At 71.2% G+C, this 21203-nt stretch carries 17 protein-coding genes and 1 pseudogene; 10 read left to right on the forward strand and 8 right to left on the reverse strand.

Features of this window, described 5'->3' with window-relative positions:
* Positions 1 to 23 precede the first annotated feature (23 nt).
* A complete protein-coding gene (locus tag ABD481_RS21565; RefSeq protein WP_344667518.1) occupies positions 24 to 1382 on the forward strand; it encodes a type III PLP-dependent enzyme domain-containing protein in 1359 nt (452 codons plus the stop codon).
* Here the strand turns inward: ABD481_RS21565 and ABD481_RS21570 are convergent.
* The gene (locus ABD481_RS21570; protein ID WP_344667519.1) at positions 1372 to 2331 is read right to left on the reverse strand and encodes an LLM class flavin-dependent oxidoreductase; all 960 of its coding nucleotides are present in this window, start codon (positions 2329 to 2331) and stop codon (positions 1372 to 1374) included. The genes ABD481_RS21565 and ABD481_RS21570 overlap by 11 nt on opposite strands.
* 92 nt (positions 2332 to 2423) lie before the next feature.
* Between ABD481_RS21570 and ABD481_RS21575 the strand changes: the two genes are divergently transcribed.
* The 9 genes from ABD481_RS21575 to ABD481_RS21615 all read left to right on the forward strand — a co-directional run bounded on the left by ABD481_RS21575 (position 2424) and on the right by ABD481_RS21615 (position 12192).
* The gene (locus ABD481_RS21575; protein ID WP_344667520.1) at positions 2424 to 2693 is read left to right on the forward strand and encodes an acyl carrier protein; all 270 of its coding nucleotides are present in this window, start codon (positions 2424 to 2426) and stop codon (positions 2691 to 2693) included.
* Positions 2694 to 2721: 28 nt separating this feature from the next.
* Positions 2722 to 3903 (forward strand): acyl-CoA dehydrogenase family protein, encoded by a 1182-nt coding sequence (locus ABD481_RS21580; RefSeq protein WP_344667521.1) that lies wholly within the window; start codon positions 2722 to 2724, stop codon positions 3901 to 3903.
* Positions 3900 to 5759: a non-ribosomal peptide synthetase gene (locus ABD481_RS21585; protein WP_344667522.1), complete on the forward strand. Its 1860-nt coding sequence runs from the start codon at positions 3900 to 3902 to the stop codon at positions 5757 to 5759. The genes ABD481_RS21580 and ABD481_RS21585 overlap by 4 nt, the downstream gene beginning before the upstream one ends.
* Positions 5756 to 6736: a hypothetical protein gene (locus ABD481_RS21590; RefSeq protein ID WP_344667523.1), complete on the forward strand. Its 981-nt coding sequence runs from the start codon at positions 5756 to 5758 to the stop codon at positions 6734 to 6736. Before ABD481_RS21585 ends, ABD481_RS21590 begins: the two co-directional genes overlap by 4 nt.
* Positions 6737 to 7167: 431 nt before the next feature.
* Entirely contained in the window at positions 7168 to 7608 is a 441-nt protein-coding gene (locus tag ABD481_RS21595; protein WP_344667524.1) for a hypothetical protein, read from the forward strand.
* A 78-nt stretch (positions 7609 to 7686) separates the two neighbouring features.
* On the forward strand, positions 7687 to 8658 hold the full coding sequence (locus tag ABD481_RS21600; protein WP_344667525.1) for a hypothetical protein: 972 nt from the start codon (positions 7687 to 7689) through the stop codon (positions 8656 to 8658).
* A 5-nt stretch (positions 8659 to 8663) separates the two neighbouring features.
* Entirely contained in the window at positions 8664 to 10187 is a 1524-nt protein-coding gene (locus tag ABD481_RS21605) for a peptidoglycan-binding protein (protein ID WP_344667526.1), read from the forward strand.
* Positions 10187 to 10930, forward strand: a complete 744-nt coding sequence (locus tag ABD481_RS21610; protein ID WP_344667527.1) for an ABC transporter ATP-binding protein — start codon at positions 10187 to 10189, stop codon at positions 10928 to 10930. The genes ABD481_RS21605 and ABD481_RS21610 overlap by 1 nt, the downstream gene beginning before the upstream one ends.
* Positions 10927 to 12192 (forward strand): ABC transporter permease, encoded by a 1266-nt coding sequence (locus ABD481_RS21615; protein WP_344667528.1) that lies wholly within the window; start codon positions 10927 to 10929, stop codon positions 12190 to 12192. Before ABD481_RS21610 ends, ABD481_RS21615 begins: the two co-directional genes overlap by 4 nt.
* Positions 12193 to 12320: 128 nt before the next feature.
* On the opposite strand, the gene ABD481_RS21620 is transcribed toward ABD481_RS21615, so the two are convergent.
* From ABD481_RS21620 to ABD481_RS21650, 7 genes and pseudogenes are all read right to left on the reverse strand, one after another.
* The gene (locus ABD481_RS21620) at positions 12321 to 14108 is read right to left on the reverse strand and encodes a glycosyl hydrolase family 18 protein (protein ID WP_344667529.1); all 1788 of its coding nucleotides are present in this window, start codon (positions 14106 to 14108) and stop codon (positions 12321 to 12323) included.
* 175 nt (positions 14109 to 14283) lie between these two features.
* Positions 14284 to 15033, reverse strand: a complete 750-nt coding sequence (locus ABD481_RS21625) for an ABC transporter ATP-binding protein (protein ID WP_344667530.1) — start codon at positions 15031 to 15033, stop codon at positions 14284 to 14286.
* Positions 15034 to 15035: 2 nt separating this feature from the next.
* On the reverse strand, positions 15036 to 17900 hold the full coding sequence (locus tag ABD481_RS21630; RefSeq protein WP_344667531.1) for an FtsX-like permease family protein: 2865 nt from the start codon (positions 17898 to 17900) through the stop codon (positions 15036 to 15038).
* 196 nt (positions 17901 to 18096) lie between these two features.
* Positions 18097 to 18423 (reverse strand): phospholipase, encoded by a 327-nt coding sequence (locus ABD481_RS21635; protein WP_344667532.1) that lies wholly within the window; start codon positions 18421 to 18423, stop codon positions 18097 to 18099.
* Positions 18424 to 18519: 96 nt separating this feature from the next.
* On the reverse strand, positions 18520 to 19908 hold the full coding sequence (locus ABD481_RS21640) for a DUF4331 domain-containing protein (protein ID WP_344667533.1): 1389 nt from the start codon (positions 19906 to 19908) through the stop codon (positions 18520 to 18522).
* A 117-nt stretch (positions 19909 to 20025) separates the two neighbouring features.
* Positions 20026 to 20346, reverse strand: coding sequence for a hypothetical protein (locus ABD481_RS21645; protein ID WP_344667534.1), 321 nt, complete (start codon positions 20344 to 20346; stop codon positions 20026 to 20028).
* A 329-nt stretch (positions 20347 to 20675) separates the two neighbouring features.
* Positions 20676 to 21080 (reverse strand): annotated as a pseudogene (locus ABD481_RS21650) (SDR family oxidoreductase); the annotation flags it as partial.
* Positions 21081 to 21203 lie beyond the last annotated feature (123 nt).

Consider the following 21203-nt stretch of genomic DNA (forward strand, 5'->3'; position numbering starts at 1 on the left):
GGCACCGGGATGAGGGGTGGACGATGGAGAACGCGGAGTTGGTACGGGTGGCGCGCGCCCAGGGCACGCCGCTGTACGTCTACGATCTGGCCGAGGCGCGCAGCCGTTTCCGCGAACTGTCCCGGGCCCTGCCCGAGGGTTGCCGGGTGCTGTATTCGCTGAAGGCCAATCCGCTCGCGCCGCTGGTCGCCGCGCTGGCGGCGGAGGGTGCGGGGGCCGAGGTGTCCTCGGCCGGCGAGCTGGGGGTCGCACTGGCCGCCGGGTTCGAGCCGCGGGACGTGCTGTACACCGGGCCGGGCAAGACCGAGGACGAGATCTCCGGGGCCCTGCGGTCGGGCGTCACCGGGTTCTCCGCCGAGTCCCCGGCGGATCTGGCCCGGATCGGCCGGGTCGCGGTCCGCACCGGGCGGACGGCCCGGGTCCTGCTCCGGCTGCAACCCGCGGGCCGCCCGGCGTCCGGCCTGTCGATGGCCGACGGGCGCCAGTTCGGTTTCGACCCGGAACAGGCCGCGGACGCCTGGCGGTCGGCCGCCGCAGGAGCGGGCGGCGGGCTGGAGATCGAGGGCTGCCATGTCTATCTGGGCTCGCAGATCGGCAGTGTGGACAAGCTGCTCGCCGGTTTCCGGTTCGCCAAGGAGGTGATCGACGAGGTGGCCGGGGCCGCGGGCGCTGTGCCGCGGGTGATCGATCTCGGCGGCGGTTTCCCGTGGCCGTACGCGGAGCGGGGCATGGGGTGCGAGCTCGACGGGCTGCGCGAGGGGCTCGGGGAGCTGCTCGGAATCGGCGGCCCGGGGCCGGTCCCCCAGGTGTGGTTCGAGACCGGCCGGCGGGTGACGGCGTCTGCGGGGCGGCTGGTGACCACGGTGATGGACGTCAAGCACCGGCCCGGCGGCCGGACGTCGATCGTGGTGGACGCCGGTATCAACGTCCTGGGCGGGATGGCGGGGCTGGGGCGGGTGATGCGGCCGAGCGCGACGTTCGACAACCTGTCGCGGCCTGAGGCCTGGGACGGGCCGGGCGGGCCGGGCGGTATGGGCGGACCCGGCGGCTCCGGCGGCTCCGGCGGCTCCGGCGGCTCCGGCGGCTCCGGCGAACCCGGCGAACCCGGCGGACCCGGCCGACCGGAAACGCCGCCCGCCGCAGCCACCGCCGACGTCGTCGGCCCCCTGTGCACCCCGCTGGACCGCCTCGCGGTCCGCACCGAGCTCGCCACACCCGAGATCGGCGATCTGCTCGCCGTGCCGAACGCCGGCGCCTACGGCCCCACGGCCAGCCTCACCGGATTCCTCAGCCGCCCGGCACCGCTGGAGCTGGTCTACGACGGCGGCGAGTACCTCGGCGCCTGGCGGCTGGAGTCCGGGCACGCCGCGGTCAAGGAGTGAGCAGCGGTCGCATCCGCGCGTACTCCCCCGGATCCGCCGGCAGGTCGACGATGAGATCGGTGACGCCGATCTCGGCGCAGGCGGCGAGCCAGTCCCGGGCCTGGGCAACGGATCCGACCAGCTTGGGCGCGTCGAGGCCGAAGGTGGGGAAGCCGTACCAGAGCCGTTCGTCCTGGACGGTCCCGTCCCCGCCGAACGCGAGCGCCGCCCGGTGCTCGCTGGAGACGACCTGCGCCATGAACATCTTGGTGGACAGCTGCTTGCGGCGGTCGGCGGGATACAGCTCGGCCGCGGCTTCCCAGGCCTGTTCCTCGGTGTCGCGGACCAGCAGGCCGATGAGCAGCGCGACGCGTTCCACGCCCTGCTCCTCGCGGATCCTGGCGATCTCCTTGGCCAGGGCCGGGCGCGGCCGGGCCATCATCAGCACCAGGTCCACCGGCACCACGCCCGGGGTGGAGGAGGACGGGGTGATCAGCAGCGGGGACGAGGGGCCCGCGGTGTAGGCAGTGTCGGCGTGGCGGTCCAGCTCGGCGCGCAGGTCCGCGGCGAACCGGCCGAGCCGCTGCCGGGCCGCTGCCTTGTCGCCGCCGTCGCCGGCCGCGCGGGCGGCCGCGGTGGCCCCGGACACCAGATTCACGTGGGTGGGGCGGCCGAACCGGTAGCCGAGGCCGAGCAGGCGTCGGGCCACCGTCTCCGCCCCCTCCTGGTGCGGCCGGACCGCCACGATCGGTTGGAGCACGGATCCGTTCAGCACGTCGAACGCGGCCAGCCAGGGATCGATGGCGGCCGGGAAGTCGTAGGCGAACGCGCCGACGGCGCCGGCCCGGGCGGCGGCCGCCAGATGGGCGGTCAGCCGGTCCAGGTATTCCGGGGCCGGCAGGCGGCGCCCGCTGCCGAAGTTCTCGGTGTGCGGGGGAACGATGACGCTGACGGTTCGCCACGGGGTCACGGATCAGATCTTACCGACTGTGTAAGAGTACGGATATGCTGTGCGAAATCCGCCATTCGGTGGCGCCCGGACGCGAGGATTCGGAGGGGACCGTGGACGGTACCGAGGTGAACGAGCAGACCGTCGCCTTCCGGCTGCGCGCGCTGGTGGCCGAACAGCTGCACCAGGCGGCCGCGGACACGGACTGGGACACCGCGACCCTGGCCGACCTGGGCCTGGACTCGATGACCGCGATCGAACTGGTGCTGGCGATCGAGGACACCTTCGGGGTGCCGTTCCCGGAGGATCTGCTGGTGCGCGAGACGTTCTCCACGCTGGCCGAACTGGCCGCGATAGTCGAGGCGATGATCGAGGCGCCGTAGGCGGCGCCGGCCGACCCGGAGGATATCAGTGGCCGTAGACACAACACTCGTGGAACGGGCCCGGCAGGTCGCCGCCGACGTGCTGGCCGGCAACGCCGGGAAGATCGACGCCGAGGCGCTGTTCCCGGCGGACAACCTGGCCGCGCTGCACTCCGCCGGGCTGATGGCGGTCTTCCTGCCGCCCGAGCTCGGCGGGCACGACGCGTCCATCGCCACCTACGGCGCGATCGCGGCCGTCCTGGGCGAGCAGTGCGCCTCGACCGGGATGGTCTGGGCGATGCACGGCCAACAGGTGGTTTCGCTGCTCGACCACGCCGCCGACACCCACGCCGCGTGGCTGGCCCGGGCCGGCGCCGAGGGCTGCGTGATCGGCTCGGTCACCACCGACAGGTCCGGCGGCGCCGACCTGTTCAGCACCGGCGACGCGCTGGTGCCCGAGGACGGCCGGCTGCGGCTGCGCCGGGAGGCGCCGGTGGTGACGGCCGGCGGCAACGCGGGGTTCTACCTCGTGAGCATGCGGACCGGTCCGGACGCGCCGTTGAACAGCACCTGCCTGGTGTGCGTGGACCGGACCGAGGGGGTGATCGAGGAGCGCGGCACCTGGGACACGCTGGGCATGCGCGGCACGCACAGCGTGCCGATGGCGCTGGACGTCCTGGTGGATCCCTCGCGGGTGCTGGCCACGCCGTTCAGCGACATCGCCAAGCTGACCCTGGTGCCGGCCGGGCACGTGGGCTGGGCGAGCTGCTGGCTCGGGGTCGCCCGGGGCGCGGCCGCGCGCCTGCGGACCGCGCTGCGCAAGCGGGAGCTGGGCCGCTCGGCGCCGCGTTCGGACGTGCTGTACGCGAAGCTCGCCGAGATCCGGCTGCACCTGGACCTGCTGGAGTCGCTGATCTTCCGGGTGGCCACGGAGGCCGACGAGCTGCGCGCCGCGCGGCGGGCCGGCGGTCCGGCGGACTTCGTGGATCCGGTACTCGTCAACAACCTGAAGCTGGCCGGGTCGAGGCTGGCGTTCAGCGCGGTGGACCAGATGGTCGACGTGGCCGGGATGCGCGACGGCTATCAGCGGAGCTCGGGGCTGGGGCTGGAGCGGGCGTTCCGGGACCTGCGGTCCGCCGCGCTGATGTTCCACAACGACCGGCTGCTCCAGGCGAACGGGCTGCTGGTGCTGGCCGGGAGCCGGGCGCTGATCGGGCTGGGGCGGTCGTGACCGGGTCCTCGCTCGCCGCGGCGGTGGTCGCGCGGGCCCGGGCGCAGCCGGGGCATCCGGCGATCGTGAGCGGGGAGCGGACCGTCACGTACGCGGAGCTGGTGGCGGCTGCCCACCGGATCGCGGTGGTGGTCGCCGAGCTGCCGGGAGACGGTCCGGTCGCGGTGCAGGGGCGGCGGCAGCCCTCGACGATCGCCGCCTTCCTGGGCGTACTGCTGGCGGGGCGGGCGTATGTGCCGCTGAATCCGGCCGATCCGGCGGTACGGCAGCGGACGATGGTGGAGGCTGCCGGGGCGGCGGTGTTGGACGCCGCGGTGTTGGACGAAGTTTTTGATGCTCCAGGCGGGGCGGCGGGGCCGGAGGGCGGGCCGGAAGGCCAACCGGAGAGCGGACCGGATCCGGCGCCGGAGCAGTTCGGGGCCGGACCGGGGCCGAACGACCTCGCCTACATCTTCTTCACCTCGGGCTCGACCGGGGTTCCCAAGGGCGTGCCGATCAGCCACGGCAACGCCGCGGCGTTCGTGGAGTGGGCCGACGCAGTGTTCGAGCTCGGCCCCGGCGACACGATCGGGGTGTACGCGCCGCTGTACTTCGACTTGTCGATCTTCGACGTGTTCGCGGGGCTCCGGGCCGGGGCGGCGATCGTGCTGCTGTCCGACGACGAGGTCCTGTTGCCCAGAGCCGTTCTGGACCGGCTGGCCGCGACCGCGGTCACCGTGCTGTACGCGGTGCCGTCGGCGCTGCTGGCGGTGATCGGGGCGGGATCGGCGACCCTGCCGGCGCTGCGGCTGCTGCTGATGGCCGGCGAGGCGTTCCCGGCGGCGCGTCTGGACGACATCCGGGCCGCGGCGCCGAACGCCGCGCTGCACAACCTCTACGGCCCGATCGAGGCCAACGTGGTATCGCACTTCGCGGTGCCGGAGTCGTGGCCGGCCGGGACTCCGGTGCCGATCGGGATACCGGCGTCCGGGGCCGAGTTGGCGCTGCTCGCCGACACGGACGGCACGGTCCCGGACGCGGACGGCACGGCCCCGCCCGGTGACAGTACCCTGATATTCGGACCGGGCAGCGGCGAACTCCTGATCAGCGGCCCGTCGTTGTTCGCCGGGTATCTGCCCGCGTCGGTGCCGCCGCCGGACCCCTTCCTCGTGGCGAACGGACGCCGCTGGTACCGCACGTCCGACCTTGCTGCCCGCGACGTCGACGGCGTCTATCACTTCCGCGGCCGCACCGACCGCCGCCTGAAGAACCGCGGCTTCCTGGTCGAACCGGCCGAGGTCGAGCACACGCTGGCCGGCCATCCCGGGCTCGGCGCGGCCGTCGTCGTCGTGACGGAGGCGGAGGCCGAGACCGGCCCGGCGATGCACGCGTACGTCGTTCCCGCCACCGGCCCGGGACCCGCACCCACCCGCCAGGACCTGCGCACGTGGCTCGCCGAGCGACTGCCGCGCTACTTGTGGCCCGCTGAGATCCACCTCGTCGACGCGCTGCCGCTCGGGCGGACCGGGAAGGTCGACCGGACCCGGCTGGCCGCGTCCGCATCCGGCGGAGGCAGCGAGGAAGTGGGCAGAGCGGAAGTGAGCGGGGCCGAAGCCCGCCTGGCCGACCTGGCGGCCATCGTCCTCGACTGCCTGCGCAAGCTACTGGTCGAGGACACCGAACGCGGGCCGGACACGCCGTTGCTGGGCTCCGACGGCGTCGATTCCCTCGTGCTGGTGGAACTGGTGACAGCCTGCGAACAAGCCGGCCGGACCACCCTGGAACCCGACCTGTTCGTCCCCGCCACGTTCGCCACCGCTCGGACGTTCGCCACCGCCCTGGCCACCGGAAGACTGCCGGAAGGAGTCGGCCCATGAGCGCGACCGGAAACGGAACCGGGCCCCTGGCCCCGATGCTGTCCTGCGTCGAGGCCAACATCGAAGTCCTGCTCCGACACGCCGGCGCCGCCGACGTCCTGACGGCGCTGGGCGCGCTGTGCTCCCTGGACGTGCTGCCGCCCGCGCAGCCGGTCCTGACACCGCTCCCCCGGGACGCCTGGATCGAACGCAGCACCGGCCTCCGCCTGACCAGCACCCCGGCGGACACCGCCGCCAAGGCGATCGACGCCGCGCGCGCCGCCGCCGAGAGCGGATCCCCGACGCTGGTCGTCGCGGACGCGTTCACCGTCCCGTGGAACCCTTATGCCGGACACGAGCACCATGAGCACGGCTTCGTCGTGGACGGGGCCGAGGGCGACCGCCTCCACATCGTCGACGCCTACGTCAACACCACGCGGTACGGCCCGACCGAACCGGGCGCACGCTGGATCGAGGCCGCCGAGCTGATCAGTGTGCTGCGACCCGCCGGTGACCGGTTCGAGCTGCGGAACCTGGTCGGCGCCGGTCCCGCGACCGACCGGGACACGGTGGCCGCGCAAGCCGTGGCGGCCAACGTCGCCGCCTGGCGCGAAGCCGCGGCGGAAGGCCGGGACGCCACCGCGCTCGCCAGGTTCGCTGACGGCGGCCTCGACGCGGAGGGACTGGCGTGGCTCTCGCTGGCCGTCTGGCTGATCAGCCGGAGCCGCCAGGTCCATGCGCGGTGGTGGCAGGAGCGCACCGGCGAGTCGGTGGACGCGGAGGCGTCGGTGGGCGCGGCGGCGCCCAAGGCCGCGGAGGCGGTGGTCGCGGCAGCTGAGCCTGTCCTGCGCCAATGGCAGACCACGCAGACCATGACCTACCTCGCCTGGCGCCGTGTCGAAGCGGGCCACCCCTGCCCGACGACCCTGGCCGCGACTCTCAGCGCAGCCGCCGAGGCCGAGACGGCGTGGTTCGAGGCGATGGCGGCGGGTTCCTAGTCCGGCGGCGGAGCCCGGGCCGCATCGATGGGAACCCCCCCTCCGAACGCCACCAGAAACGCATTCGAGGGAACGTCGTCTCCACGCCGCTCCACGAAATCCGGCCGAGAGAGCACCCGCGTAGGCGCCGAGCTGCGGAAGTCACGCTAAGGGATCAGTCATGCGCAACGCGCTGTATTCGGTTCCTGATGACGCGTTTCCGCCAACATCTTTTAGTTAGTCAAGTTTCCGAATCAGAACGCGAGCCTGGCACGGACCTGGCGCGATCGTTCTCCGGCCAGGCACGGGGGAACCGTGGTGTCGTTCACCGCGTCCGGCGCTTTTTGGTCGGTCATCGCATCCGCGGTAGTCGCGGTGCCAGCGCGAACGTCACTGTAGGGACCGGCAGTCGCGTCAACGGGGTGCGACGTCTACGGGAGGGTCGACGATCCATGCGATTGAGACGAACGGTCACGGGGGCCGCGGTGGCGGCGATGCTGGCGATGGGGGGCGTCGTCACCGCGGGACCCGCGAGTGCGTACACCAGCCTCGGCAGCTGCAATCGGGTCAAGTCCAACACGGGGCAGATGTGCCTGTTCTACAACTCCAACTACGGGGGTTCCAGCAGCGGGTTCTACGCTGACAGTTACTACGGGGCCTGGGCGTTCAGCGCGGGCGGAACGCAGGCGTGGAACGACAACTTCCGCAGCAGCGGTGCCGGTCAGAACACGCCCATGTGGCACAACATGGGTTCGGACTCCAACTACAGTCTCCTGACCCGCTCGATGATTCGCGGTGACGGCGGGGCGGACTGGTACGTCGACCCGAACACGAGCAACAACCTCGGCGGCGATCAGTACAACGAGGACACGTACCTCTACGTTGACTTCTGACCGCTGCACGGCGTGGGGCTGCCGGCCATCCGGCTGGCGGCTCCGCGCCGTTTCCCACCGATCGAGGGATCACTCCACATGACGACGAGAAGTTCGGCTGCCCGGCTGGTGCCGGCGCTGCTGCTCGCCCTCGCCTCGACGGCTTGTTCAGCGTCGAGCTCGAAACATGACGCGGCACGCCCCCCGGCCGCCGTGGGCTCCGAGATGCCGACCGGTCTGGCGACGTCGGCCGTGCCGTCGGGCACCCCGACGTCGGCCGCGCTCGGTCAGTACCTCAAGCGGACGATGCCCATCCAGGCCTACGAGGTCACCTCCCGGCAGAGCTCTGAGATCTCGGCCGCCTACGCGACCCTGGTCGGTCGCTGCCTGGCCCGGTTCGGATTCACCGACATGCCCAAACCGCGGATCAACCAGCACGACATAGACAGCGTCCGCAGCCGGTACGGTCCGGGCGACGACGTGATGGCCGAGCACGGATACCACTTCCGGCAGGACGAGATGGGGCCTCCGGACAGCCCGTCCGAGGGCGGTGCCCCGCCGACCGAGTCGGCCGCGCAGATCGCCGTCGAGAACGGAAGCGGGCCGAAGGTGGTGAACGGCCAGCAGGTTCCGGACGGCGGCTGCGCGGAGGACGCCAAGCGCCAGGTGACGGCGGACGGGGCCGTCTACGGCGAACCCGACCTCGTCGGGTCGATCGACGCGGCCTCCTATACGCGTTCGCAGAGCGACCAGCGCGTCCTGGCCGTCTTCGCCAAGTGGTCCGACTGTATGAAACAGCGCGGCTACACTTACGTTTCGCCGGTTGCCGCGTTGGAGGACCCGAAGTGGAAGACCGGCGGTTCGGCGGACCCCGCGGAGATCGCGACCGCGCAAGCCGACCTCGCCTGCAAGCGGCAGTACAACGTGATCGATGTCTGGTTCGCCGTGGACTCGGCCATGCAGCAGGCAGCCATCGAGCAGAACGCGACGCAGCTCAACGCGATCAAGGACGGCATCGCCAAGGAGCTCAAGATCGCGGCTGACGTCCTCGGCGCCGGCGGCACCGGGTGAGGAGGGTGATCGACACGGACACGACTCCGACCGCGCCGGACCGGGAGCCGGGTACCGGGCTCGGCCACGGCTCCGGGGAGTCGGCGCCCGCGGCGCCGACCTCGAGATCGGCTCTGTCCCGCCGCCGCCGGATCGTCGCCGGCGTCGCCGGCGCGGCAGTCCTGGTCTCCGGAGGCGGCCTGGTCGGGGCGGCGATGGTGAAGTCCCCGGCCCAAGCCGCCGCCGACACCAAGGCCCCGCGTCCGCAGTGGCTCACCGCGCCGGTCCTGAAGAAGGTCCTCGCCTCCACGCTCGTACTGCGGGGAACGGTCGCGTCCTCGACGTCTTTCCCGGTGGCCGTCGCCGGAACCGCCACCCAGGGAGCCGCGACCCAGCTGGTCACAGGAGTGCACGTCAAAACCGGTGACACGGTCGCCCCGGGCACGGTGCTGGTCGACATATCCGGCCGCCCCCTGCTGGCGCTCGCGGGCGCGACACCCGCGTATCGGGACCTCAAGCCCGGATCGCACGGTGCCGACGTCGCCGAACTCCAGGACGCGCTCCAGAAACTGGGCTTCCCATCGTCCGGTGACGCCCACGGGACGTTCGGACCGGCGACCAAGTCGGCCGTGACACGGTTCTACCAGCACCTCGGCTACGACGTCCCGACCACCGGGGGTGCCGACGACGCCGGGGACAAGCAGGCGTTGCAGGCCGCGCAGACGGCCGTGGACACGGCCCAGCGCGCCGTCGAGGACTTCCAGCGGCAGACCGCCGCGGCGCGGGCCCAGCCGACACCCGCCACCCCGGCGCCGGGCTCGGAGCCGCCGGCGCTGCAAATGCAGTACCTGAAGAAGGCACTGACGCAGGCCAAGCAAGACCAGGCCGAACTCGTCGCCACGACCGGGCCGATGATGCCGCTGGCGGAGTTCGTGTTCCTGCCCTCCCTGCCCGCGCAGGTGGCGTCGGTCGCCGCCAAGGTCGGGGGTGGGACGTCCGGGAACCTGGTGACGCTCACCACCGGGAAGCTGGGCGTCACGGCCCAGCTGGCGCCGGCCCAGGGGCAGCTGCTCAAAGCGGGCATGAAGGTCGGCCTCGTCGCGGAGGCGCTCGGCACGACCGCGACGGGGACCGTCGGCACGATCGGCGCGGTGACCACGATCGCGCCGCAGTCCGCCGACGCCGCGGACAACGGCGGTGGATCGAAGCCGGGGTCCGACACCGGCGGCGGCTCGGGACAGCCCACGCAGGTCGCCCCGTACATCCCCGTCACCATTGTCCCGGACACGGCTCTGGCGTCGAACTGGAACGGTCAGGACGTTCGGCTGACCATCACGGCGGCGTCCACGCCGACGGCCGTCCTCGTCGTCCCGGCCGCGGCCGTGTCGTCGGGCGCGGACGGCAGGACCACGGTGTCCAAGCTCGGCGCGAACGGCGCACCGGTGCGCGTCCCGGTGACCACCGGGTTGTCGGCGGACGGTTTCGTGGAGGTCACGCCGACGGATGCCGCCGACCTGACCGAGGCCGACAGCGTGGTGGTGGGGCAGTGATGGAGACGGCAACGGAGACACAGACCGGCACTGACCCCGGGAGAGGCCGGGAGACGGAGACGGCGGTCGTGGAGTTGCGCGAAGCGGGCCTCACGTATCCCGGTCCGCCTCCGGTCGCGGCGTTGCTGCCCTGCGACCTCGCCATCGCGCGGGGAGACTACGTGGCGGTGGTCGGACCGTCCGGATCCGGGAAGTCGACGTTCCTCAACGTCGTCGGCCTGCTGGACCGTCCCACCCAGGGGGCGTACCTCCTGGACGGCATCGACACCGCGGCCCTGCCGGAACGCGATCGCACGGCACTACGTGGATCGCGCATCGGGTTCGTCTTCCAGTCCTTCCACCTGATGCCGTACCGCTCGGCCGTGGAGAACGTCGCCCTCGCGATGGTCTACAACCGCAGCCCGCGCAAGAAGCGGACCGAGCGCGCCGTCGCAGCCCTGGAACAGGTCGGCCTCGGCCACCGTCTCGACGCCCTCCCGACCCGGCTGTCCGGCGGCGAGCGCCAGCGCGTCGCGATCGCCCGCGCCCTGGTGAACCGGCCGTCGCTGCTCCTGTGCGACGAGCCGACCGGAAACCTGGACTCCAGGACCGCCGAGGCCGTGCTGAGCCTGCTGGACCAGCTGCACGGCCAGGGCCTCACGATCGTCGTGATCACCCATGACGCGAACGTCGCGGCCCGGGGACAACGCACCGTGTCGATCCGCGACGGCGTCCTGACCTCCGGACCGGTGACCGCGTCATGAGACTCCTCCCCCCGCCGTTCCCGCGGCGCACCGCCCGCACGCCCGGCATAGAGTCCTCGGCGCTGCACCCGGCCGACCTCGCCGGCGAAGCCCTGGCCGGCCTGGTCCAGCGTCCCGGCCGCAGCATCCTGACCATGCTCGGCACGATCCTGGGCATCGGCGCGTTCGTCGCCGTGCTCGGCCTGACGGCGACCGCCGGCAGCCAGATCGACAGGCAGTTCAGCGTTCTCAAGGCCACCGAGGTCAGCGTCGACGACAAGGGCGCCGGCCAGCCCGACGATCCGGTCTCCTTCCCCCCGGACGCCGACGCGAAGGTGGCGACGCTCAGCGGTGTCGTCCACGCGGGCCTGTGGTGGGCGCCCAACGTCCGCAATCCGGCCATCACCTCCGCCCCGGACGTCTCCGCGGTCGCCGGCGGCGGTTCGGCGGCTCTCACCGTCGACGCGGCCGACCCCGGGGCCCTGGCCGCGATGGACCCGACGCTGACCACCGGCACCCTCTACAACGCCTGGCACCAACAGCACGCGGAGCACGTCGCGGTTCTCGGCCAGGCCGCCGCGCGCATCCTGGGCATCAGCCGCGTCGACAGTCAGCCGGCCGTCTTCGTGAACGGGACGCCGTACACCGTCGTCGGCATCATCGGCGACCTCCAACGTCATCCGGAACTGCTCCTGAGCGTCGTGATCCCGACTTCGACCGCGCTCGCGGAGTACGGCCCGCCGGTGAACGACCGAGCCCACATGCTCATCGAGACGAAACTCGGCGCGGCACAGCTCGTCGCCCATCAGGCGCCGATACTCCTGCGCCCGGACAACACGACTCTGTTCGCGGTCGTGGCGCCGCCGGATCCGCACAGCCTGCGCGACTCGGTGACCCACGATTTCAACGCCCTGTTCCTCTTGCTGGCGGCCATCTGCCTGATCATCGGCGCGGTGGGCATCGCGAACACGACACTGGTGGCCGTCCTGGAACGCACTGCCGAGATCGGGCTCCGCCGCTCCCTGGGAGCCCGTCCCCGCCACATAGCGGCACAGTTCCTCACCGAGTCCACGGCCTTGGGCACCCTCGGCGGCCTGATCGGCACCTCCCTGGGCGTCGCGGTCGTGGTCGGAGTCGCCGTCGAACGCCACTGGACCGCGATCCTCCAGCCGTGGGCCGTCCTGCCCGCACCCCTGATCGGGACGCTCGTGGGTCTGGCCGCCGGGCTGTATCCCGCGCTTCGCGCTGCGTGGATCGAGCCCGTGGAGGCGCTTCGGCGATAGGCGGACCAGGCCGGGCCGACCCGGGCCTGACCGGGCCTGACCGGGCCTGACCTGACCGATCGCGCTCGGCGACATACCCGACGTGCCGGCGGAGCGGCTTCTCAGCCACTCCGCCGGCACGAGCCGGACTATTGGATCGTGAAGTCGTCCGCGTAGAAGCTGCCTCCCGAGGTCGCGCCGCGGGTGTACACCGTCACGCTGCCCGTGGAATCAGTGGTGAAGGACACTGACAGCTGCCGCCACGACGCCGACGAGGCCGAAACGCCGGCGGTCGCGCCGCCCTTCACACCGATGTGCGCGTGACTGCCTTGTATCCACGCCTTCAAGCTGTAGGTGGTGTTCGGCCGCAAGACGACGCTCTGGTCGCACTCGCCGGTCTGGCCACTGGCCGGGGAGACGCGGAGCGCGCCGTTGCCGGAGTGGACCGGGCTGGTGACCACGGCGTCGCCGGCTTGGCACGTCCATGGGCTCGTGGTGCCGGTCTCGAAGCCGGGGTTGACGATCGAGGACCCGCCGCCGCTGCCGGCGACGGTGAGGGTATAGCTCGCGCCATGGCTGCCGGAGGCCGCGGATCCGGTGATCGTCAGGGTGTACACACCCGGAGTCGCGGCGGTGCTCGCCGACACGGTCAGCGTGGAGCTACCGCCCGCGGACACCGAGGCGGGACTCAGGGTCGCGGTCACGCCGGAGGGAGCTCCGGACACGGTCAGACTCACCGGCTGTGCCGATCCCGCCGTCACCGCGGTGCTGACCGCGGCTGTGGCGGAGGATCCCGGTGCGACGGAGCCTGAGGAGGGCGACACCGAGACCGAGAAGTCGTTGGCGGGAACCCCGCCGCCGCCGGTGAACGGCTCGAATGCCCTGCTGAAGAACCATGTGCTCTGCGATATCCCGGAGCACGTGTCGGATCCCTTGGTTCCGACGCAGCCGCCGTTGTCACGCTCCAGAGCCCAGAACGACAGCCCGGCGAGCCCCTTCGCGGTCGCCCAGTCGAGGACCGTGGTGGCGTCGGCGGTCGTGAACGTCTCGGCCGTGCCGTAGTCGTCGATGCCGACCATCTCGGTCACGCTGATCATCGACCACAGCTGGGCCGCGCTCTTGCCGGGGTACAGCGCTGCCAGCTGCGCTTCGAGTCCGGTCGCGGCCGTCTCGGAGTCGGTCGCCATCTCATGGCTCGCGCCGTCGTAGTAGTCGAACGTCATGATGTTCACGACATCGACGCGGGCGCCGTTCGAGACCGCGTTCCGCAGGATGTCGACACCGGTCGACTCCAGCCCGCTGGTGGACGCCGGCAGGGTGTAGGCGAACTGGACGGTCCGGCCGCTGGCGGCCGCCCAGTCCTCGACGGCCTTGATCGCCTTGTTCCGCCGGTCGATGCCGGCGGTGTTCGTCAGTGATCTGTCCTCGGTGTCGAGGTCGATCCGTGTGACACCGTAGGTGGTGACGAGGCTCTCGTACGCCGCCGCGATGGAGGCGACGTTCGTGCAGCTGTCGGCGATCTCGGTCCCGCCGTGGTCGGCGCTGTACCCGCCGAACGACGGGATGACGTCGCCGCCGTTCGCGCGGATCGTGGCGATGTCGGCGCCGTAGACCGAGGACGAGATCGGCTGGCTCGCGCTGCCGTTCCAGTCCACAGTGCAAGATCCCTTGCTGGGGGCCTGCACGAAGGCCATGGTCAGATACTTCGCCCCGGACTGCTGGGCGAGAGCGGCGGGGCTGTCGCCGCTGTAGGCCTCGAAGTACGGGGCGAACAGGTGGGCGGGAAGTGTGGTCGCGGCATGGGGCGCCGTGGTCGCGGCATGGGCCGGCGTGGTCGCGGCGTGGGTCGTCGTGGTCGCGGCAGCGGTCAGACCTACCGCGGCGGTGGCAGTGGCCAGAGCCGACAGAGCGGCCTGAACGGAGTTTCGGAAACGCATTGGTGCTCCCGGAGATCGATGAGCGGTAGCGGCGAGGGCGCCGTGGCATGCGCAGAGCGCCGTCTTGATCAACGGATGCGTCCACCCTTGATGTCATCGTTCGAGGACCATGGTTGGACTGGACCAGATTTTTGTCAAGGTTCCTTACTATTTTTTGGAAAGCGCTATCCGAGGGTCAGTCCGACCGGACGTCCTCGACCGCGTCGGCAGCGGCCTCGGAAGCAACGTCGGCAGCGGCGTCGGCAGCGGCGTCGGCGACCTCGTCCCCCACCAAGGCGCCGTCCGAGAGCCGCAACCGCCGTCGGCAGACCCGGGCAAGGCCGGCGTCGTGCGTTGATATCAGTAGGCTGAACTTGTACTCCGAACGCATCCGCAGCAGCAGATCCACCACCTCGCGGCCGGTCGCACTGTCCAGACTGCCGGTCGGCTCGTCGGCCAGCACCACGCCCGGCTCGCCGATCAGGGCCCTGGCGATCGCGACGCGCTGCTGCTGTCCGCCGGACAGCCGGCCCGGCAGGTCCGCCGCGCGATCGGCGAGCCCGACCGCCGCGAGCAGTTCTCTGGCCCGCTTCCGCTTGTCGAACGAGGTCCGGTACGGCAGCGTCGGCGCCACCACATTGTCCAGGACGGTGAGCGCCGGCAGCAGATGGAACCGCTGGAACACGAACCCGACCCGGCGCCGGTGGTCCACCAGCCCGCTCTCGCGCAGCCGGCTCAGGTCGCGACCGCCGACCGTGACCGAGCCCGCGGTGAGTTGCTCCATCGCGCCGATCACGTGCAGCAGGGTCGACTTCCCGGACCCGGAGGGGCCGACGATCGACACCGACTCGCCCGACGGTATCCGAACGCTTATTCCGTTCAGGGCTCGCAGCGGGGCCGATCCGGCTTGGAATTCCACCACCGCGTCCGACAGCTCGATGTCCATGCTCACTCCTCCTCGGCCAGCGCGGCCGTCAGCGACATGCGCGCCAGCGAACGCAGCGCGACCCCCACAGCGCAGGTGACAAGAAGCACGCCGCCGGCGCCGGCCACCGCCCCCGCCGGCAGTGACCCGCCGAACAGGCTTCCGGCGGTGGCGCCCAGCACGCCGCCCAGGATCGCGATCACGAGCCCTTCGAACAACGCGACCCTGGCCACGTGCTTCCGGTGCCAGCCCGCGGCCCGCAAGGCCGCGAACTCGTCGGCGCGCTCGCGCAGCCCCAGGAACACGGCGTCGGCGACGCAGACCGCGCCGAGCAGAACGGTCAGCGCGACACTGAGATAGTCCACACCGCGTACGTCCTCACCGGCCGCGGCGCTGAGCGCTGTACCGCCCCCGCCGGACCGGAAGCTCTTGTCGACACCGAGCGTCGCGGTCAGGGCGGCGATGCCGATGGCGAGCGCGATCACGGCCACGGCGGTGCGTCCGGGCACCCCGCGCAGCCCCGCTCGCGCCACCCCGATCAGGCCGCGTACCGGCCGGGCTCGCCTCGGGGCCCGGGCTCCGCCGACGATGGCGCGGCGCGGCGCCGTGTTCGCGGCCCGCCACACCGGCACCAGACCGGCGAGCACGGCCATCACCACGGCGACCGGCAGCACGAGGAGCGCATGACCGACCGGCATCCGCAGACCCAGCACCGCGATCAGGGCGGCGGCCGACGCGGTGCCCGCCGCCCCGGCCGCGGCGCCGACCACCGCCACCTCCCCGAGCAGCAGCCGGAACACCGCCGGCCGACTCCATCCCAGAGCCCGGAGTACGCCGATCTGGGCCCGTCGCGGGCGGAGCGCTGCCTGCACCCCGTTGAGGAGGAACAACGCGGTGACGACGACGACCAGGATGAACAATGTCAGACTCTTGTGATCGACGGCATCCAGCACCCGCAGCGAGGCGCCCTCCTGCATCCAGTCCTCGGTCAGGGACAGCGCCGGACGGCCGAACGACCCGGCGGGCAGGTCGACGGCCAGGGCGACGGCCGACGTGCCCGCGGTGATGTCGACATCCAGGCCGGTGGCGTTCCGGATGCGCAAGGCCACCTGGGCGATGGTGTTCAGCTGGGCACGCGCGTCACCGTGCAGGCCGGCGACCTTGATCCGGATCGCGCTGATCGGCGCGGACTGATCGACGTCCGGGAAGGCCGGCGGTCCGAAGGCGTCAAGGGCCGACAACGTGGTGAACAGCGTCGGAGTCTGCTGGAGATAGCCGGCCGGGTCGCCCTCGGGCAGCAGCGGCCGGTTACCGAGGGCGGCGCGCGCCGCGTTGTCGGCCCCGTGCGCCACCGGCGGATTGAAGACCTGGAGCGGTACGGACCGGTCGCCGGCATAGCCCGGGAGCTTCGCGGGGTCGAAGGTCCCGACCACGGAGAGCATGGTCACCGGGGTCCGGCCGTGGTTGTCCGCGACGTGTTCACGCAGGGTGCGGAAGTTGACGTCGGCGGCCCCGGTCGGCTCGGTCACGGTACCGCCGCCCTGGATCAGGGAGCTCCAGACCGAGTCCGGATTGGTCGTCGGCCGTGGCGAGACGTGCTGCGGACCGAGCTGGCCCAGGGTGGTCGGCTCGGTCGTCCAGTAGGCGTCGACGAAGCCCGCGACGCTGTTCGGCGCGACCGGCGCGGAGGCCTTGGCCAGGAGCTGGTTGTAGGCATCCTGTGATGAATAGGACAGGTGCCCGATGTCGGTGCCGGGCGCGTCCGCGGTGGCGGAGGTGAGCAGGTCCTGGATCGTCGGGGCCGCGACGGCGCCGGTCGTCGGGGTCGGAGGCAGGGGCGGGGGCAGGGTCGGGGGCGGGGTCGGAGGCAGGGCCGGGGTCGGGGGCAGGGGCGCGAGCAGCTTGGCCGCGTCGAGCCGGTCCACTCGCACGTCGAGCGCGTCGTCCACGAACGGCGTGCTGCCGGCCACCAGCGGCACGATGTGCCGGGTCTGTCCGCCGGCGGCGGTCGAGACCGTGGTGCGGTCGGCCTCGGTGAGCCACCGGCCCGAAGTCACAGCGCCGGCCAGGCCGTCCAGGCGGTCCTCGGCGACCGGGTCGACGGCCGCGACCAGCGCCGGGAACGACCATTCGAGCTGGGTGACCAGGTGGCCGCCGCCGACCGGATCAGGGAGGCACTGCTGCCATTGCTTGTCGTGCTGGGCGGCTCCGTTGCCGTCGACTCCGCCGACGCAGACGGTGCCGCCGGTATCGCTGCCGGGCGGAAGCGGCGGCGCGGCGGGTGCCGCTCCGAGGATGTTCACGCCGGGCAGCGCCTTCCAGGAGATCCGTCCGGAGGCGAACAGGGACGCCAGACTGTGACTGCTGACGAAGACGAATGTCTGGCCGCTGCGCGGGAACACCGAGAGGCCGCGGTCGCTGACGTGGGCGCCGGAGACGCGGTACACCTGGTCGTCGGGCGCCGGGCCGGGGATGCCCGCACGGCTTTTGGAGGCGGCGTCGGCCACGACGGACGTGATGTCGACCGGGAGGTCCACGGTCCGGAGCACGTATCCGACCATTGCGATCGGCGCCGCGACGTCCACGCCTTCCAGCCCGCGGATCCGTTCGTACTGGGCTCGAGTGATGCCGCCGAACACGCCGGCCAGGTAGTTGTCGTTCACCATGGCGCCGGTCCGCTCGGTTTGGGAGACGCTGCCGGGTGCTCGCACCAGCAGGTCATACGTGGCATGCAGTCCGTTGTCGACGTCGCCCCGGATGACGGCGCGGCCCGTGGTGACCGCGGACATCAGCAGGGAGAACGCCGCGGCGGCGACCGTGATGCCCGAGGCCAGGGCCAGGGTTCGGCCGCGACTGTGCCGGATCTGCTGAAGCGTCACGCGCCACATGGAGTCGCCCCTTCGATCGGAAGCCGCCGCCGGCCTGCACGACCCTCGCGACGTGCATATTGTTAAGCTCTCTTACAGACGCGAGCTCGGCAAGAGAATACGGGTTCTTCGATGCGCTTGTGCGCACAAGACGCGTATCGGTACCCCGCGCGAATCGCCGCCGTCGTGATCATCAAGGTGCGAGCGGTGAGAAAGACTAATCAGCCCAGGTATACCGAGAGATCTGCCCACCGACGACGGTTACCGTTGCGGCTGGGGTGTGCGCGTCACGCCAAATCGTGTAGACGCCTGCGCGCAGGTCCGCGTAGACGGCATCGTAGGTGCGGGGGCTGGTGAGGCGCTCGCGCACCATCGAGTGAGTGCGGTGGACGTGCCGGTCGTCGGGGTCCGGGATGAATGGGCTGATCTCGATCTCGGTACCGAGGTGCTCGGGCCCCGCTTCGATGATCAAGGCGCCGATGGTGCCTCCGAGGTCGAGCACGACGCTCGCCGCCGCTGAGGGCCCGTAGTTGTGCTGGTTCATCGCGAAACCGCCTTTCGTTCCGAGGTTCATGGCCGATCGGCGGGCCGCGGTGCGCGGCCCGCCGATCTTTCGTGTCCGTGGATTCAGCCGTCGGGGCTAGTGGACCGAGTAGCCGCTGTAAGGCACGCCGAGGTAGGGGAAGTGGGACAGATATCCGGCCGGAACATCGGCCGCGGTCAGCCCGTCAGAGACGGCCGCGATTGCGGCGTCGGGGGTATAGGTCTTGTCCACCAGGGCGTAGGTCGCCCCGGCGATCGCCCGCAGTTCGACGGTGACCACGTCATCGGCCACTCGTCGGCCGTTCGGGAACCCGGCGGGGTCCCCGCCGATCAGGCCCAGGTTGTTCGGGTTGGCGGCGGGCTTGATGGCGGTGTTCAAGCGGAGCATGTCCGCCTGTGTGGCGCCGGTGAAGTTCTGGAAGCCGGGCACGATCCCCGCCGGGATGCCGGTCAGCAAGATCGCGAGCAGGTCCGCACGCGCGGTGCCGGCCGCGTTCAGCGCCGCGAGGTGCGGGAACGCACCCGGATAGAGCACAGGCAGGAGTTGGGCGAGTTCGGGGTGGGCGACACCGTCGGCGAACACCTTGTCGTCGCTGGGCGGCAGGGCGTTCCATCGGTCCTTGCGTGCCATCGGCACCAAGACTTCGTTGAACAAGGGGTTGCCCAGGCGCGAGACCTGCGTGTAGGGGCCGTATTCGAGCTTCTCGCCGGCCTCGGTCTCGCGGATCAGAGCCTTGCGACGGCTGGCCGTGGTCCACACCCCGATCACGGCCCGCGGGTCGGTCGGGTCCGAACCGTTCCACCCGTGGCGGGTGAGCTCACGGACCGGCACCTGGATCGCGATGGAGTGCACGTTGAGCTGCGCGGTCGAGTTGACGCCCGGTGCGGCGGCCACGCCCGGGAGCCCGAAGGTGGCATGCAGGTTCGCGATCGGGCGCAGGTCGCCCAGATCGAAAATCGCGCCGAGGTCGACGTAAAAGCCCTCGGCGCGCTGCCCGGCGAATACGGTACGGCCGCCGCCCAGGTTGTGAACAGCCGCGCGGGCCAGACCAGGGTAGTCGGGCGTCGACAGGGGGCCGATGTTGCACGGCGGACAGGCCAGGCCGGAGCCCAACTCGGTGCAGCGTCCCCCGGCATCGACGCGAGTGACCGAGTAGGTCTGCCTACGGTTCCAGTTCGCGCTGTCGAGTGACTGGATCGGGCCGGTGTTGTACAGGAAGGTCTTCGGGTTGTGGATGGTGGTGGTGAACCGGAACTGGTAGGTCACGTCCGGACGGCCGTCGCCGGTGTTGTCGATGTGGATCTCGTAGAGCACATCGTCGCCGAACTCGTAGAAGTTCGGACCGGCCGCCGGACCCTGTAGCGGCAGGTAGTTCGCGATCAGGGTGATCGTGCCGGGGTTGTCAGGACTGACAAAGGCATACAGGTCGGTGCTGTCGGCTACCGGGTCCTTGGAGATTTCGGGGGCTTCGCGATGAGAAGACACGGGGCAACCTCGTGAAAGCTAGGAGTGTGGTCTTTCTGCGGTGTGCGGGCGCGCCCGGCTGAACGGCACGGGCGGCTGAACGGCACGGGCGGCTGAGTCGAGCCGGCGGAAGACGGGCTAGCGGGCCGCCGCGGCCAGGCGCGCGGCCAGGTCGCGGTCACGCACCCGCGTGTGAGTGGAACCCCGGTACAGGTCCATCTCCCCGGTACGCGCGTCGACCAGGTGGACGACCAGCGGCTCGGCAGCGGCCGTCGCGACGTTCTGGTGGCTGGTGACCGGGGCGCCCGCCGCGGCGGCAGCGGTCCCTTTCGTCTCCGCCTCGGCGGGCGTGCGCCCGGCGGCCAGCAGGGCCGCGCCCACCAGCGCCGCCCCGCCTGCCCCGCGGACCAGGCCACGGCGGGAAACCCCCGAAGCCGACTGTGTGCTCTCGTGATCCATGACTGTGCTCCCAATCCGGCGCGTGCGCGCCGCTCGTGAAAAGCCCTGATCCGGCCAGTAGCGACCGGCATGGCTTCTTGCATGGCCGATGTGCATTCGGAGCAGACAGGCCACCAGATTGGTACATTGGTTGAGAATTATTGTTGATCACGGCTCTACCATCGAACCGACCTTGGAATCGCGCCTGGAATCCGACGCAAAAGCACAACACCTTGACGAGCCAAGTGCCGACGAGCGTTGTTCAGCGCCATTTTGAATCAACAAAAGCCTTGACGATCCTGCCATTCAACGAGGCGCGGCACGCCGTCGGACGCGGCCGGATCGCACCTCTACAGGTTGAAGCCGCCCGACACGTCGATGATCTGCGCGGTCACCCACCGGCTCTCCTCCGACAGCAGCGCGGCGATCACCGCGCCGACATCCTCCGGCTCCCCGATCCGGCCCAGCGCGGTCCTGGCGGCGAGCGCCGGGATCACCTCCGGGTGCCGGCTGAAGCCGTCGTCGCCGAGCCGGGTGCGGGTCGGGCCAGGCGCGACGGCGTTTACGCGGATGCCACGGGGGCTGAATTCCTTGGCCATGTAGCGGGTCAGCACATTGAGGCCGCCCTTCATCGAGCCGTAGGCCGCGTAGCCGGGTGTGAGCCCCGCCGCCGATGCCGAGTTGCTGCTGGTGTTGACGATGGCGCCGCCGTCGGCCATGAGCGGCAGCAGCTTCTGGGTGAGGAAGTACGGGCCTAATGATTCCCGGGAGCGAGTCCATGGGGCAGACTTCCGGGTTACAGCTGCCGGCTGGTGAGCACTGCATTGGCCTGGACTATCAAGTCCTAATCAAAGAACGTGCCCCAGCCGGTTGGCCGG

Origin of the sequence: Catenulispora yoronensis (assembly GCF_039531695.1) — a bacterium.
GTDB classification, from domain to species: Bacteria; Actinomycetota; Actinomycetes; order Streptomycetales; family Catenulisporaceae; genus Catenulispora; species Catenulispora yoronensis.